At 53.7% G+C, this 14,008-nt stretch carries 12 protein-coding genes and 1 pseudogene; 7 read left to right on the plus strand and 6 right to left on the minus strand.

Translation table 11 applies throughout. From position 1 onward, the window contains the following. Nucleotides 1–22: 22 nt before the first annotated feature. The 5 genes and pseudogenes from JWF83_RS06190 to JWF83_RS06210 all read right to left on the minus strand — a co-directional run. A complete protein-coding gene (locus JWF83_RS06190) occupies nucleotides 23–1,165 on the minus strand; it encodes a response regulator (protein WP_413649326.1) in 1,143 nt (380 codons plus the stop codon). After that, nucleotides 1,158–2,255: an HDOD domain-containing protein gene (locus JWF83_RS06195; RefSeq protein WP_413649327.1), complete on the minus strand. Its 1,098-nt coding sequence runs from the start codon at nucleotides 2,253–2,255 to the stop codon at nucleotides 1,158–1,160. The genes JWF83_RS06190 and JWF83_RS06195 overlap by 8 nt, the downstream gene beginning before the upstream one ends. Further along, complete coding sequence (locus JWF83_RS06200) at nucleotides 2,246–3,361, minus strand: sensor histidine kinase (RefSeq protein ID WP_413649328.1); 1,116 nt, start codon at nucleotides 3,359–3,361, stop codon at nucleotides 2,246–2,248. Before JWF83_RS06200 ends, JWF83_RS06195 begins: the two co-directional genes overlap by 10 nt. A gap of 4 nt (nucleotides 3,362–3,365) precedes the next feature. Further along, nucleotides 3,366–4,478 carry an FIST N-terminal domain-containing protein gene (locus tag JWF83_RS06205; RefSeq protein ID WP_413649329.1) on the minus strand — a complete coding sequence of 371 codons (1,113 nt, stop codon included), beginning with the start codon at nucleotides 4,476–4,478 and terminating at the stop codon, nucleotides 3,366–3,368. A 380-nt stretch (nucleotides 4,479–4,858) separates the two neighbouring features. After that, a pseudogene (locus JWF83_RS06210) lies at nucleotides 4,859–5,486 on the minus strand (glycoside hydrolase family 3 N-terminal domain-containing protein); the annotation flags it as partial. Between the two features lie 597 nt (nucleotides 5,487–6,083). Here JWF83_RS06210 and JWF83_RS06215 point away from each other — a divergent pair. The 4 genes from JWF83_RS06215 to JWF83_RS06230 all read left to right on the plus strand — a co-directional run bounded on the left by JWF83_RS06215 (nucleotide 6,084) and on the right by JWF83_RS06230 (nucleotide 10,852). After that, nucleotides 6,084–7,349, plus strand: coding sequence for a flavin-containing monooxygenase (locus JWF83_RS06215; protein WP_413649330.1), 1,266 nt, complete (start codon nucleotides 6,084–6,086; stop codon nucleotides 7,347–7,349). A gap of 572 nt (nucleotides 7,350–7,921) precedes the next feature. Then, nucleotides 7,922–9,574: a methyl-accepting chemotaxis protein gene (locus JWF83_RS06220; protein WP_413649331.1), complete on the plus strand. Its 1,653-nt coding sequence runs from the start codon at nucleotides 7,922–7,924 to the stop codon at nucleotides 9,572–9,574. A gap of 175 nt (nucleotides 9,575–9,749) precedes the next feature. Further along, nucleotides 9,750–10,358, plus strand: coding sequence for a hypothetical protein (locus JWF83_RS06225; protein WP_413649332.1), 609 nt, complete (start codon nucleotides 9,750–9,752; stop codon nucleotides 10,356–10,358). Continuing rightward, the gene (locus JWF83_RS06230) at nucleotides 10,355–10,852 is read left to right on the plus strand and encodes a surface-adhesin E family protein (RefSeq protein ID WP_413649333.1); all 498 of its coding nucleotides are present in this window, start codon (nucleotides 10,355–10,357) and stop codon (nucleotides 10,850–10,852) included. The genes JWF83_RS06225 and JWF83_RS06230 overlap by 4 nt, the downstream gene beginning before the upstream one ends. A 96-nt stretch (nucleotides 10,853–10,948) precedes the next feature. Here the strand turns inward: JWF83_RS06230 and JWF83_RS06235 are convergent, their stop codons facing one another. Next, the gene (locus tag JWF83_RS06235; protein ID WP_413649441.1) at nucleotides 10,949–11,377 is read right to left on the minus strand and encodes a MarR family winged helix-turn-helix transcriptional regulator; all 429 of its coding nucleotides are present in this window, start codon (nucleotides 11,375–11,377) and stop codon (nucleotides 10,949–10,951) included. A gap of 296 nt (nucleotides 11,378–11,673) precedes the next feature. Here JWF83_RS06235 and JWF83_RS06240 point away from each other — a divergent pair, with 296 nt between their 5' ends. From JWF83_RS06240 to JWF83_RS06250, 3 genes are all read left to right on the plus strand, one after another. Beyond that, the gene (locus JWF83_RS06240; RefSeq protein WP_413649334.1) at nucleotides 11,674–13,101 is read left to right on the plus strand and encodes a non-oxidative hydroxyarylic acid decarboxylases subunit C; all 1,428 of its coding nucleotides are present in this window, start codon (nucleotides 11,674–11,676) and stop codon (nucleotides 13,099–13,101) included. Nucleotides 13,102–13,111: 10 nt separating this feature from the next. Continuing rightward, nucleotides 13,112–13,348, plus strand: a complete 237-nt coding sequence (locus JWF83_RS06245) for a non-oxidative hydroxyarylic acid decarboxylases subunit D (RefSeq protein ID WP_413649335.1) — start codon at nucleotides 13,112–13,114, stop codon at nucleotides 13,346–13,348. Between the two features lie 226 nt (nucleotides 13,349–13,574). Next, entirely contained in the window at nucleotides 13,575–13,976 is a 402-nt protein-coding gene (locus tag JWF83_RS06250; protein ID WP_413649336.1) for a cupin domain-containing protein, read from the plus strand. Nucleotides 13,977–14,008: the final 32 nt, after the last annotated feature.

Genomic DNA, 14,008 nt, shown 5'->3' on the forward strand with positions numbered 1-14,008 from the left:
TGGCGCCAGCACATACATCGCTTCACGAAGACGAGTCGGCCTCCGGAAGTCCACGTACCCTGATCGGCTCCCTGATGGCGTTGGCCGCGAGAAGGCGTTGCAGCGCGGAAATTGCGGTGTCGGTGAGTTCATGACCCTTGGTGAGCACCATCAGGCCGTTGGTGGTGCGAATGTCTTCATCGATTACCCAGCCGGACATCAATTCGCGAACGCGCGCCGTGCGGGCGCCCGCCACATTAGCGCGGAAATCAGCCAGGGTTTTAATGATGTATTCAGGGATCGCTGGCCGTGCCGCGCGCAGGATTTCCCACGGACGTTCCAGACTGTTCCCCCGGGCGGCATGGCGCTCCAGTTCGAGAGCGGCGCGCAACAGGTGAGCGCCACGGATCACCTCGATCGGGGCGTCGGAGGCGGCATCCTTCGCCTGATGGCGGATGATCTCGGCCACCAGCTCAAGGCGGGGAATGCGTGCGACCAGGCGGCTGGCGACATCCGGGTGTTCCTGGAGGAGTTTTTTCTCATCCTCCGAAAGTTTGCGCTGGGCCGCATCGGCCTGGACAATATCGGCGGGAATGCCGACACAGCCAATTTGGCTTAATGAAGCGGCGATGGTGTATATCCAGCCATCAGGCCAGTCCAGTTTGGGCAGCGCGTGGCGGACACAGGACTGGGCGAAGGCCGAGCGCTGAAAAGCCCATGGGGCGACCATGGCGAGCACTTCAGTCAGCGTCTTCACCGAGGCGGTGAGAGTGGTTGCCAGCAACTCTTTTTCCGCGCAAACCAGGCGGTACTGACTGACTGCGTCGTTAAGCGCTGAGACCAGTTCTTCCCGCGGGCAAGGTTTACACAGGTAGCGGAAGATGGCCCCTTTGTTGATGGCTGCGATGGAAGATTCCAGGTCGGCCTGCCCGGTGAGCAGCAGACGTACGCTGTCGGGGGAGACTTCCCGAACTTTGGCGAGGAAGGTGGCGCCGTCCATGCCAGGCATACGCATATCGGACATGATCACGGCAAAACGCTCGCCATGGCGGATCGCGTCCAGGCCAGCTTCGCCGCCGTTGGCGACCACAACCTCAAACTCGCCGAAAAGGTTTCGCTCCATCGCAGCGAGCACATTGGGTTCATCATCTACGCACAGCACCCGGGGTAAGGCGGTTTCAGTCATCAAGAGTTTCCTGCGTATGGGCGAGCATCTGCTGCCACAGAGGCAGTTTATTCAGCACGCCAGTTTGTTCGAGATAGTCCGGATCGGGGGCATCGTTGTTGGCGAGAGCTACCGCTACATGCACGGTACCGATCACGCCGAAGGTTTTATCCGCTGCACGGGAGGGCTGTACATGACCGGCCACGGCTTCCACGATGTCGAAGGGTAAACCCCACAAGGCCAACAGATACGCCCCTACCGCGGCGTATACCGGCGTGTTGCAAACCGTGGTGGTCGACTTGTCGTCGGGCTCCCTCAGTTCCGGGATCAGCAGCGCAATCCGGGCGAGCAGGGCGGCGGTCGATTCCAGCCCCTGGTGGCCGCAGATACGCGCGGCCAGGCTGGAGGCGAGCAGGGCGCTCTGTTGTAGCCGCTCCACATAAGGATCGGTCTTCGCATCGGCAAACACCTGAGAGGCCAGAACCAGCAGTTTCACCTGATCCAGACCCAGATGGGTAATGGCGTTTCCGATGTCATGGATCTGGCTGCCTCTGGTGAAATAGGCAGAATTAGCAAGCTGCATAATCCTGGCGCTCAGCGCCGGGTCACTGGCAAGAACAGTGGCGACCTGTCGGGTATCGCTGGCGGGGTCGGCAAGCAGGCGGCATACTTCGAGAAACACTTTTGGGGCGGCAGGCAGTCGGCTGATGCGGCCCACTGCATCGATCACCGCCGGGTCCTGGAACATGTCACGCAGGGCCAGCGCGCTGCTTACCGTCGTCAGCAGCAACGTGCTGTCACAGGGTTTGGCAACAAAGCGGTGGGCTACGTCCAGCATACGCAAGGTGGCGTCGGGCTCAGAATAGCCGGACAGGATAATACGTATTGTGCCAGGCCAGCGGTTGCGTACCTCAGTCAGCAATTCAGCGCCGTCCATAAAAGGCATGCGCATGTCAGACACCACCACGTCGGCTGGTTGTTCCTCCAACATCGTCAGCGCCTGCTGGCCGCTATTGGCGAAGCGGCATTCCCAGTCGGTATCTTGCATCATCAGGGCGCGCTCAATACCAGAGAGTACCCGACTTTCGTCATCGACGAACATCACTTGCATGCGGGAGATTCCTCTTTGTGGCAGTGAAGAGGCAGCCGCAGAATGAAAGTTGTGCCGACACCTTCTTCTGACTCGCAATGGATCCGCCCATCATGTTTGTCCACCACCGTTGAATAGACAATGGCAAGACCCTGACCGGTACCTTTGCCTACTGCTTTGGTGGTGAAGAACGGATCGAAGATGCGGTCGCGGATCCCCACCGGAATGCCGCCGCCGTCGTCTTTGACCCGGATCTCCATATGCTCGCCGTCGCGCGCTGCGGATACGATGATGCTGCCTTTCTCCCTGACGCCTTGCTGGATGGTATCGGCAATCGCATGGGCGGCGTTCACCACCAGGTTGAGAATCGCCTGGCCAATCATATCGCGCAGACACGGCAGTTGCGGCAAGTTGTCCTCGAACTGCGTCTCGAGTTCTGCGACGTATTTCCATTCATTGCGGGCGACGGTCACCGTCGTGTTGATGACCTCGCGCACATCCACCAGTTCTTTCTCATTGCGGGAGGGGTGGGAGAACTCTTTCATGGCGGCGACAATCTTGGCGATATGGCCAAGGCCCTCCAGAGATTCATCTAAGGCGCCAGGGATCTGGCGGCGCAGGAATTCCACTTTAGCGCGCTTAAGCACCGCGTCGAATTCCGCCACCACCGGTTCTTCGGCCATTTTCTCCCGCGCCACCACGGCCAGCGCCAGTGCCGAGTCCAGCAGGGTTAGCAGGGAAACGGTGGCGGCTTTAACGAAACCGACATTATCGGAGACATACTGGGTAGGGGTGTTGATCTCATGGGCAATGCCGGCGGCGAGTTGACCGATGGACTCCATCTTCTGTGCCTGAAGCAACTGAACCTGGGTGAAACGCAACTCGGTCAGCGCTTTTTCTAACTCATGCCGTTCGTTTTCCAGTTCCAGGGTCTTGCGGGCGACCACCTTCTCCAGCCCCACGTGCTGCTCCAGGATGGCAAACGGCGTAGCGTGACTATGCCTGGACTCTTGTGCGATGCGGCGCTTGAGTACATCAATGGTCTTGTCGCGGGCGGCGAGCTTTCGCTCGTATTCGGCGGCGGACAGACCCACAGTGGACGCTTCAGGAAACGCTTCTTCAGGCAACGTTCTATCCTCCAATAGCGACGCCCGTGAAGGTCTGGTTCACGTGCAATCCGTTGTACTGCTCACCGTAGGTGGAAAAACCTACTACCCGGTTTTGCGCCATCACGCTGCCGATCTGCTGCTCAAGCCCTTCCTGTTCAAACTGAAGACGACGCAGGATGCAATCGCAGCCGATGATTACCACCGGATGCGGAATTGTTTCGCGGACTTTGGCAAAGGCCTGCTCCAGCGTTCGGACCGGGTCCTCGGCTTTGCCGATAGCGACGATCAGCCCTGCCTCGATGGCGCAGTAGCAAGTGAGGGAGAGGTCTTCGTTCCATTTCAGAATGGATCGCACGTAGGGCTCGTCGCCAAAGGAGAGTACCAGTGGATTACGGGAGAATACGGTCGGCGTCAACTCCTGCACCGTAAGACCGAGAGCTTCCGCATAAACCTGGGCGGCAGGTTCGCCGTTGATCTCGAGGATGAGTCGTTTCTCCGGATCGGCCTCGGTGATGACCAGCTCCACCTCGCCGGGCTCGAAGTGCTGAACCTTGAAGGTGGTGAGGGGCGAACTGGTCTCGACAACGGCAAACACGGCAGCGTCGGAAATAAACTGCCCATTGCCATCATAGACATAAGTCTTCTCGAAACGCAGGTCATCGCCGGCAGAGCCACCGATGATGGGAACATTACCGACCTGCTGGTAGAGATTCGCGACCAGGCGCTCTTCGGCCATCGAGAGACCGTCTACCAGCAGCAGGCCGAAACGCTGTAGCTGTGGCCGGGTTTCACAGTCGCGGCGAATTTCTTCGGCGATATCGGCCACTACTGCGCTGTAGTCGAGCAAAGGTTGGATCATAAAGCTGCGGGTGCGAAAGCCTCCGCCTAATCCGAGGCCCAGCAGTCCGGAATGCTGGAAGCCTTCCGGGCCAATCTGACCAGAGGAGGTGCAACCTACACAGGGGCAGGAGAAGGTGTTTTTCAACTCACGACCGAGGATGTCCAGGTCATAGTCTGGAGAACAGAAGAAAATAACGGTATCAATGCCTTCATGGCCAATCTGGCTGGCAAATTCTGCGACAGCCTGGACTGGATCCGGAGACTCGCTACTGGCATATTTGGGTTGGAAGTTCACGACGAGTTCTCCCGATCCTAAACAGAAACCATCGCCTGCACTGCTGCGCTGGTCCGATTTAAAATTCTGTCACTTATCCCGATGAAGCTAGATTAGGTGCTGGCAGTACAAATAGCAAATATGCAAAATTTTATCTTTTTAATCTGTTACGGCTTTTCCCGCCGTTCCGCCAATTATCCCGGATAATCAGTCAGGCAACGTAAAACCGCCGCCCTCCGTCCAGAGGGGGGATATTTTATTTTTCATGCTGATATGCCACTAAGCTACCGGTAATCAGCGGTGAAACGGTTGACCGGGAGTGCCTCCTTACTGCGCCGCGCTTATCATTTCCTCACTTGTCTGTCGCCCCCAGTTGTTGCGCTTTGTCCGCATTAAACGCATAGGATAAATTTCACGCAGAGCACGTTCATCGACAATCGAGTCCATGCTGGTCCGTTCAATTTCGGAGTTATTACAGGCGAAGTGTTTCAGTGAAGCGCCGACCCCCTGCTGCTGCAAACCATTAATCACCCCGCTGGCGATATCGCCAGCAATCAGCGGATCTTCTGAATAGTATTCGTAGCTGCGGCCACCCAATGGGGTGCGACGAATATTAATGCCAGGCCCAAGCAGCAGATGGACGCCCATTTGCTGACACTCTTTTCCCAATGCATCACCTAATGTCTGCGCTAACTCCACGTCCCAGCTACAGGCGAAGCTGGAGCCATTGGGGAAACAGGTGGCTGGCTTCATGGTGCCCCAGGCAATTTCAACGTCTTTGGCACGCTGATTCACCACATTGAGGAAGCCGGCGAAATCCTGGCCGCCTTTTTCATCATGATCAATTTGTTGTACCGAGTAACGTACGCCGTAGGTGCCATCAGTCATGACCATGCGGGGAATGCCCAGACGTTCATTAGCTTCTGTTTTCCACATTCCATGGCCACTGAGAATATCGCCTAATTCTGCCGGCGTCATAGAATGGACCAGGGAAGAAAACTCCCCGTTTTCAAACAGCTTATTGCTCATGCTTATATCCTGAAATGATGGCGCAAGGTCCGATGCCAGATAATTAACGACAGACACTATGGCGGCAGCCTGACAAAAGACGCAATTAGTAAATTTCTGGTCTTGATATTAAAAAAAACTATCCAGTGCGTTAATTTTTAATCTCGTGACATCCCGGCATGGTTTGGTTCTCGCGGCGCGCGTCAGATGAATGTTATCTTGCCTTGTTGCCGGTTTTTAAAAGCGCAGCGCGCGATGCACGCTGCCGGAGCGCTGCGCACGTTAATAATGCAGTGTTTTTTTCTGGTGCAGGGTAGAGTTCGCTAATTATTTTGTCGGTCTTTTATCCGCATCAGTTTCTTTTTTTTGGTTTTTTTACCCCGGCTAATAATTATCCGGCCGTACCGTTTTCGATGCCCGGATTAATCGCCGGAGTGAAAGCTAATTTTTAAGTTAATGGCATTTATGGTGCGGCGCTGACGGTTTTTTTTGCTGGCTAATTATTTTCTATCCAGACGCTAGCTTTATAATAATTTACCGATTCATGGCGCTCAAATTATCTTGTTTCCTTCATTTAAAGGTAATCAGCCAATCTATGGCTGCCTGAAGGACGCAGAAATGACAGAAAAAACAACCGTAATTGATACGCTGGTGATTGGAGCGGGTCAGGCTGGTGTGGCGATGAGCGAGCATTTAGGCCGGCTGGATATTCCTCATCTGGTGCTGGAAAAAAATCGTATCGCTGAAGCATGGCGTAGTGGTCGTTGGGATTCGCTGGTGGCCAACGGTCCGGCCTGGCACGATCGTTTCCCGGGGATGACTTTTCCCGATTGCGACCCCGATAGCTTTGTCGCCAAAGAGCAGGTTGCTGACTATTTCGTCGCCTACGCCGGGAAAATTAATGCGCCGATCCGCACTGGCGTTGAAGTGATGCGGGTAGAACGCAATCTGAATCGTTCAGGTTTTACCGTTGAAACCTCCGCAGGCGTGATTGAAGCACAGCGGATTGTCGCGGCCACCGGTCCGTTTCAGCGCCCGGTGATCCCCGCCATTGCCGCTAAAAATCAGCGCATCCATCAGATCCACTCTGCTGAATATCATCATCCCGGGCATCTGCCACCGGGGGGAGTGCTGGTGGTGGGAGCGGGGTCATCCGGCGTGCAGATTGCCGACGAACTGCAACGCGCAGGCAGGGATGTCTGGCTCTCGGTTGGCCCTCACGATCGCCCGCCACGTTCCTACCGAAACCGTGATTTCTGCTGGTGGCTTGGGGTGCTGGGACTCTGGGATGCTGCTGCCAGCCAGCCGGGTAAGGAGCATGTCACCATTGCCGTCAGCGGCGCGCGCGGCGGGCACACCGTCGATTTTCGTCAGCTGGCGCAACAGGGAGTGAAACTGGCTGGCCTGACAAAATCTTTTGACGGCGATGTGGTAACTTTTCAGCCTGATCTGGCGCAGAACATTGCGCGCGGCGATGAAAATTATCTTTCGTTACTGGATGCCGCCGATGCCTGGATCGCCCGCAATGGCGTGGATCTGCCAGAGGAACCTGCGGCGCGCCATTTCTTGCCGGACCCGGAATCGGTGGTGCATCCGCTGCTGGAACTCAATCTGTCGCAGGCGGGCATCACCTCTATTATCTGGGCTACCGGTTATGCCACCGATTATAGCTGGCTCAGGGTTAATGCTTTTGACGCACAGAACAAGCCGCAGCATCACCGCGGGGTTTCCACTGAGCCAGGCGTCTATTTCCTTGGCTTGCCGTGGTTGTCACGCCGTGGTTCTACCTTTATCTGGGGTGTCTGGCACGACGCCAAATTTATTGCCGATCAGATTGCCATTCAGCGCCAGTATCAGCAGTACAAAGACGCCTCTCAGCGTTAACTGAGATTGCTGCCGACGCCGGTTGCTCCTGCCGGGGAAGATGATGATCACTTGTGGGTACGAACCTGAAGGTTGCGGCGGAGAGGGGATTCCCCGGCATACCTCTCTCTGCCATTTTATATGCGGCGCTCACCTGATCTGACTAAGCGCCGCCATTCAGCTGCCTGCGCGCTAAAATCATAATTGAATCGCTTCAGCAAACAAATTTACGCTGAAGGGTTAAAAAACGATCAAATTCTGCAACCCAATACCTACATATAATTCATTTTTTGCCGATATAAACACTCATCCAACATATGAGCGGTAAAAATGTCACCTCTAATCCGGTCTGTTGTATGCGTTCTCATGTGTTCTTCTCCAGAAAAAATAGTGATCTGACATGACCTAATCAGATGCCGGTCTGGCAAAGATTATCGTTTTTTTTGTGATTAAGTGATTGGATAACAATGAAAATATCATGATTTGGTTTTTTGCTTCAGTGTCAGAAACGCAAGCGAAGATGACCAGTCACTCACTAAAAACCACCAGTAAGAGTGCAGTAAATGCATCATCAATCAGTCGCCGGAGCCTTTATGAGAATACTTAAAGATATAACCTTCAGAAAAATGATAATGATTATCCTCATTGCCTTCAGCCTGATTTGGGGGATGGCGACACTTCTGACGTTTAATAACTTTAATTCTATCGACAATTTATTGCAGCAAAATCTTGTGCAAAAAACATCCTACTCCCTGCTGGTGAAAGGGAATGATCAGTATTTTCGTTCCATGACCAGGATGTTACGCGCGCTGGATTATCTCCAGACGGGTAATAGCGCCGATGCGGAAAAAACGTTTGCTTCGGCCAACAAGGCGCTCAAAATTACCCAGGATATGCTGGCGCAGTTTCGTACCAGTCAGCATCCGGGTGTCAGCGACGAAGTCATCCAGACAATGATCAACGACTGGGATACCCTGATTAACAAAGGGATTGTACCGATGCTGGCCGCCGCGGAAAACAATCAGCAGGACCAGTTTCGTGCCTTATTCCGCAAAGTTTATCCGCCGCTGAGTGTGCAGTTTGGTGTTACCGCTGAAAAGTACAGCCAGGGCATTCAGTCCAACGTCCTGGTAGAACAGTCGCTGGCACAGGTGGCTTATAATAAATATGTTTTACTCTGCGCGTTGTTTGCCGGGATTATCACGCTGTTTTTAACCGACCGTTATCTGGTTAGCTATCTGGTGAAGCCGATCTCCTTGATCAAAGCCCATATGGAGATAATGAAATCCGGCAGACTGGACAACGATCTAAAGGATTTTGGCCGTAACTGCGTGGGGCAACTGATACCTTATATTCGCGATATGCAAAAAAATCTGCGTGATACGGTACAGGCGATTCAGGAAAGCTCCGGCAGTATCTACATCAGCACCAATCAGATAAAACAGGGTAACGAAGAGTTGTCCGATCGAACCGATCAGCAAGCTGCCGCTCTGCAACAAACCGCAGCCAGCATGGAACAGCTGACCTCAACCGTCAAAAATAATGCGGAAAACGTGCGTCAGGCGCGTCAGCTGACGGAATCAACTCAGCTGACGGCGAAAAAAGGCGGCGATGTCACCGCCACGGTGGTGGGCACCATGCATCAGATTTCGGAAAATTCCCGCAAAATTGCCGACATCACCGACGTGATAAACAGCATCTCTTTCCAGACCAATATTCTGGCGCTGAATGCCGCGGTGGAAGCCGCCCGCGCCGGGGAACAGGGGCGTGGTTTTGCCGTAGTCGCCAGTGAAGTGCGGGCTCTGGCCCAGCGTAGTGCCCATGCCGCGAAAGAGATTGAAGGGTTGATCAGTGAATCGGTAATTCGCGTCAAAGCGGGTGTGGAACAGGTCCAGCAAACGGGTGATGCGATGTCGATGATTATTGATTCGGTTGAGCAGGTGAATCAGCTGATGGGCGAAATTTCCGTCGCCTCGGAAGAGCAGAGTCGCGGAATTGAGCAAATTGGTCTGGCGATGACTGAAATGGATGGTGTAACCCATCAGAACGCCTCTCTGGTGCAGGAAGCCGCAAGCAGCGCCGCGAATCTGGAAAAAGAGGCTGAGCAGTTGAAAAATACCATTGCGATCTTTGAGCTCGGCACGCATAAAAATACTCCGGTCGCCGCTAAAGTAGTAAAAGCCGATCGCCCCGGTCGGGGAAGCGGTAAAGTGGCGGAGAGCGGGCAGAACTGGGAAACGTTCTGATAAGCCGCAGCGCCAGCCTGTCATCGCGCGGCCACCTTCAGGTGGCCGCGCGGGTTAGCATCAGTGGCAACAGGAAAGACTAACATGCGCGCTGAAAATGGCAGCGGCGCAGCCGCCTGAAGAAAATCTCTCTCCTGCCGATATGATTTACTGATTATTTTAGTAAGGATACTTTATGAGACGCTGTTTATTTCCCCTGCTGCCGTTGCTGCTAAGTGCAACCGGCGCGGCAGGTGCTGAAACCCTCCCGGAAAGTTTAATTCACTGCGACAGTCGCTTCTTCTCTGAACTCTATATTCAGCAAAGCAAATTTAAACATGTTGCCCCTCTGACAACCGATAGCCAACATCACGCATGGTTTGTCGCGCCAAAAGACCGCGGCAATACGGTCTGGTTTGCTCAGCCAGTGGCGGTGCAGCAGCTAACGCTTTCCGGCTATTACTCGCAGCAAGATGATTTAGCGGAGATGGGTAAATATTATTTCTGGGGGCTGGTTATCGACCAGTCTGTGGAAGCCGTGATAAAAGCGATGCCAAATGTTAACTGGAAAAAAGTGAACGATGAATATTTCGCCGTGGCGATGATTAAACGCCCCGGCGAGCAGGTATGGCAGAAGAACGAAACGGCGGTAAGCGGGATTGCGCCTGCCAAAGGAAGTGTGGAAAAGCTCGCTATGCTGAGTGTCAGAAACGGCAAGACCCAGCTGCTGTGCTCGGTGCAGGGAAGTGTGACAAAAGAGGTGTTACTTCCTCTGCGTCCGGACCTGATAGCAGGCAAAAAATGATGAGAGTCTGGATAGGCGCCGTGCTTATTTCACTGGCTGGTTGTGCCAGTCAGACCTCGCCACAGCCGCCAGCAGTGGGTAAACCTCCGGCAGGTTTCGTCAGAATGTTGAGCAATGAACAAGTAATGACTTATGCCGATTTGCACCAGATATCCAGCTATCAGGGAAACTCGCATCTGCGCCGGTTTTATATAATTAATAACTATACCCCGCAAACACGGATAAAAGAAAAACCGCCGATTTATATTGCCAGTTCCCGTGTCATTAACGTGATTAACTGTGATACGCAGGAACGCGCACAATTTGAACATATTTTCTTTTCGCAGCCTTATGGGCAGGGAGAGGTCGTCACGATGGGCGATGCGGTCGGGCAATGGCACGCGTTTCCCAAAGATTCATTGATGGGCATGATGGCTGACATGATCTGTAAAATCGATCCTGCCCGGCTGAAACCAGAACCGGCAAAAGAGACACGCGTACCGCTGCTCGGTTAACCGCTGGTGGGTGAATGGTGAAGATAGTTGCACTACCCTGGCTACCGTCCTGAATATCAGGCGGTAGCAGCATAGGGTTCATCCCGTGCCTGCAGTTTATTGATCACATTGTTGTTCACTGACCATTTGCTGCAGCAGCCGGACAAGAACCTGCTGTTCAGCTGACGAGATGCGCGATAAAAAGGTCATATCGACATCCTTTGCCACCGGCTGCGCGAGCTGTAAGACCTTTTCTCCCTCAGCGGTAAGATAAATATATCGTCGGCGCCGGTCGCTGACCCCGGCTTTGCGCAACAGTAACCCGCGTTTCTCCATACGTAACAGCATCTCTGCCAGCGTGGCTTTGGTGCTGATCGCCGCATCGGTCAGATCCATTTGTTCTATCCCGGGTTGCTCAGCCACGGCACACAGCACGGCATATTGCTGCTTGGTGAGTTCCGGCATCGATTTTTGCCATTGCGCGGTATGTTCCTGAAATAGCTGGCGCATCAGGTGAAAAGGGATGCTTGCAAGGTGGTTATTCATCATGCCTGCTCATATTTTTATAACGATGCTGCGCGGGTGGGCGGATCACCAGAATACTGTAATAGCTGAATGATTTTAAATATCTTTTATTTTGCTATGCGAATAATTCGTATACGAACTATTTTTTCGCGCCCGCCTTGTCTGGCCGGTGATGCGGCGTTAAGCTAATTATATTGTTCGTACACGAACAATATGGTTTTTAGACGCCTTTATGAGATCGATCACAGAGGTTGCGGGCGCGGCTGGTGCGCCATTGGGTGTGGCTCTGTTCAGGGCACAGCTCCGGGGGATAAAGCATGGCATTTGATGATTTACGCAGTTTCTTACAGGCACTTGATGAGCAGGGGCAATTACTCACTATCAGTGAAGAGGTACTGGCCGAGCCGGATATTGCGGCTGCGGCTAACGCCACCGGTCGTATTGGTGAAGGCGCGCCGGCCATCTCTTTCACCAGCATTAAAGGTTTCATTGATGCTCATGTGGTTATGAACACCCTTGGTTCCTGGCAGAATCACGCTATCGCGCTGGGCCTGCCGCCGAACACCCCGGTGAAGCAGCAGATCGAAACCTTTATTCGCCGCTGGGATACCTTTCCCGTGGCGCCGGAACGTCGTGCCAACCCGGCCTGGGCAGAAAACAGTGTGGATGGCGATGATATTAACCTGTTTGATATTTTACCGCTGTTCCGTTTAAACGACGGCGATGGCGGCTTCTATCTTGATAAAGCCTGCGTGGTATCCCGCGATCCACTGGATCCGCTTCACTTTGGCAAACAGAATGTCGGTATCTACCGCATGGAGGTCAAAGGCAAGCGTAAACTCGGTCTGCAGCCGGTTCCGATGCATGATATTGCGCTGCACCTGCATAAAGCGGAGGAGCGGGGCGAGGACCTGCCGATTGCCATCACCCTTGGCAACGATCCGATTATCACGCTGATGGGCGCTACCCCGCTGAAATACGATCAGTCGGAATACGAAATGGCTGGCGCACTGCGTGAAAGTCCTTATCCGATTGCCACTGCGCCACTGACCGGCTTTGATGTGCCATGGGGATCAGAAGTGATCCTCGAAGGGGTGATCGAAGGTCGCAGGCGTGAAATTGAAGGCCCCTTTGGTGAGTTTACCGGCCACTATTCGGGTGGACGTAATATGGCGGTTGTACGTATTGATAAGGTTTCATACCGCAGCAAACCGATCTTTGAGTCGCTCTATCTTGGCATGCCCTGGACCGAAATTGATTACCTGATTGGCCCTGCCACCTGTGTCCCGCTTTATCAGCAACTGAAGGCTGAATTCCCTGAAGTCCAGGCGGTAAACGCCATGTATACCCACGGGCTGCTGGCCATTATCTCGACGAAAAAACGCTATGGCGGCTTTGCCCGCGCAGTTGGCCTGCGTGCGATGACCACGCCACATGGCCTCGGCTACGTCAAAATGGTGATTATGGTGGATGAAGATGTCGATCCGTTCGACCTGCCGCAGGTGATGTGGGCGTTATCTTCGAAAGTGAATCCGGCAGGGGATCTGGTGCAGTTACCCAATATGTCGGTACTGGAACTCGACCCGGGTTCCAGTCCGGCCGGGATAACCGATAAGCTGATCATTGATGCCACCACCCCGGTTGCTCCGGATAGCCGTGGTCACTACAGCCAGCCGGTGAAAGATCTGCCGGAAACAGCGCAGTGGGTCGCAAAGCTGACCGCAATGTTGGCCAACCGTAAATAAGGAGAACAAGATGATTTGTCCACGCTGTGCTGATGAAAAAATTGAAATGATGGCGAAATCACCGGTCAAAGATGTCTGGACGGTTTATCAGTGCCAGCTCTGTCTGTATACCTGGCGCGATACTGAACCCCTCCGCCGCACCAGCCGGGAGCATTATCCGGCGGCCTTTCGCATGACCCGGCAAGATATCGATAATGCGCCTGAAGTTCCTGCCGTTCCGCCGCTGCTGGCAGCCGCTAAAGGTTAACTCCGATGGCGCATCAATGATGCGCCTCATTTCAGTGGTTTCTGCTAAATGCTTAGCGCTTGATACCCGCAAAAAATCGATGTTGGCGCCGGTCCGGGCAGTTAACATCAACCGATCGATTTATGAATTTAACTCATAATGGCATCAATAAAATAGCATCTACCGCCATAATTATGCGCCCCCTATACTGAGCTTAACGTTTAACGAGTAGTTTGAGGGGAAAACAATGAATTTGAAAATCACGCTAAGCGGCTCCCAGCCTTCTCAGCCGGGTCCTGAAAATTACTTTACTGGCAGAGTGCGGATTGATTCGCCTTTTGCCGGCAGTGGTGATGCCAGGATCGGTGGTGCGATGGTGACTTTTGAGCCAGGCGCGCGCACCGCGTGGCATACACATCCATTGGGCCAGACACTGATTGTCACTCATGGGCGCGGATGGCTGCAGGAACAGGGGGATGAGATTCGGGAAATTAATCAGGGTGATACCGTTTGGATCCCAGCCGGTGTAAAACACTGGCATGGCGCGACGCCTGACAATGCCATGACACATATTGCTATTGCCGAGTCAGTAAACGGCAGCCCGGTTGAATGGATGGAAAAAGTGACCGACGCGCAGTACACAAAATAACCCGTAGCTAATCCGCAGTATGGGTCTGGCTG

The sequence above is a fragment of the Pantoea sp. B65 genome, from assembly GCF_047308185.1.
Lineage (GTDB): Bacteria > Pseudomonadota > Gammaproteobacteria > Enterobacterales > Enterobacteriaceae > Erwinia.

What these genes read in the sequence shown, in the direction of transcription:
- JWF83_RS06190 (WP_413649326.1), bottom strand. Translation starts at nt 1,165, where the DNA reads ATGACTGAAACCGCCTTACCCCGGGTGCTGTGCGTAGATGATGAACCC.
- JWF83_RS06195 (WP_413649327.1), bottom strand. Translation starts at nt 2,255, where the DNA reads ATGCAAGTGATGTTCGTCGATGACGAAAGTCGGGTACTCTCTGGTATT.
- JWF83_RS06215 (WP_413649330.1), top strand. Translation starts at nt 6,084, where the DNA reads ATGACAGAAAAAACAACCGTAATTGATACGCTGGTGATTGGAGCGGGT.
- JWF83_RS06220 (WP_413649331.1), top strand. Translation starts at nt 7,922, where the DNA reads ATGAGAATACTTAAAGATATAACCTTCAGAAAAATGATAATGATTATC.
- JWF83_RS06225 (WP_413649332.1), top strand. Translation starts at nt 9,750, where the DNA reads ATGAGACGCTGTTTATTTCCCCTGCTGCCGTTGCTGCTAAGTGCAACC.
- JWF83_RS06230 (WP_413649333.1), top strand. Translation starts at nt 10,355, where the DNA reads ATGATGAGAGTCTGGATAGGCGCCGTGCTTATTTCACTGGCTGGTTGT.
- JWF83_RS06235 (WP_413649441.1), bottom strand. Translation starts at nt 11,377, where the DNA reads ATGAATAACCACCTTGCAAGCATCCCTTTTCACCTGATGCGCCAGCTA.
- JWF83_RS06240 (WP_413649334.1), top strand. Translation starts at nt 11,674, where the DNA reads ATGGCATTTGATGATTTACGCAGTTTCTTACAGGCACTTGATGAGCAG.
- JWF83_RS06245 (WP_413649335.1), top strand. Translation starts at nt 13,112, where the DNA reads ATGATTTGTCCACGCTGTGCTGATGAAAAAATTGAAATGATGGCGAAA.
- JWF83_RS06250 (WP_413649336.1), top strand. Translation starts at nt 13,575, where the DNA reads ATGAATTTGAAAATCACGCTAAGCGGCTCCCAGCCTTCTCAGCCGGGT.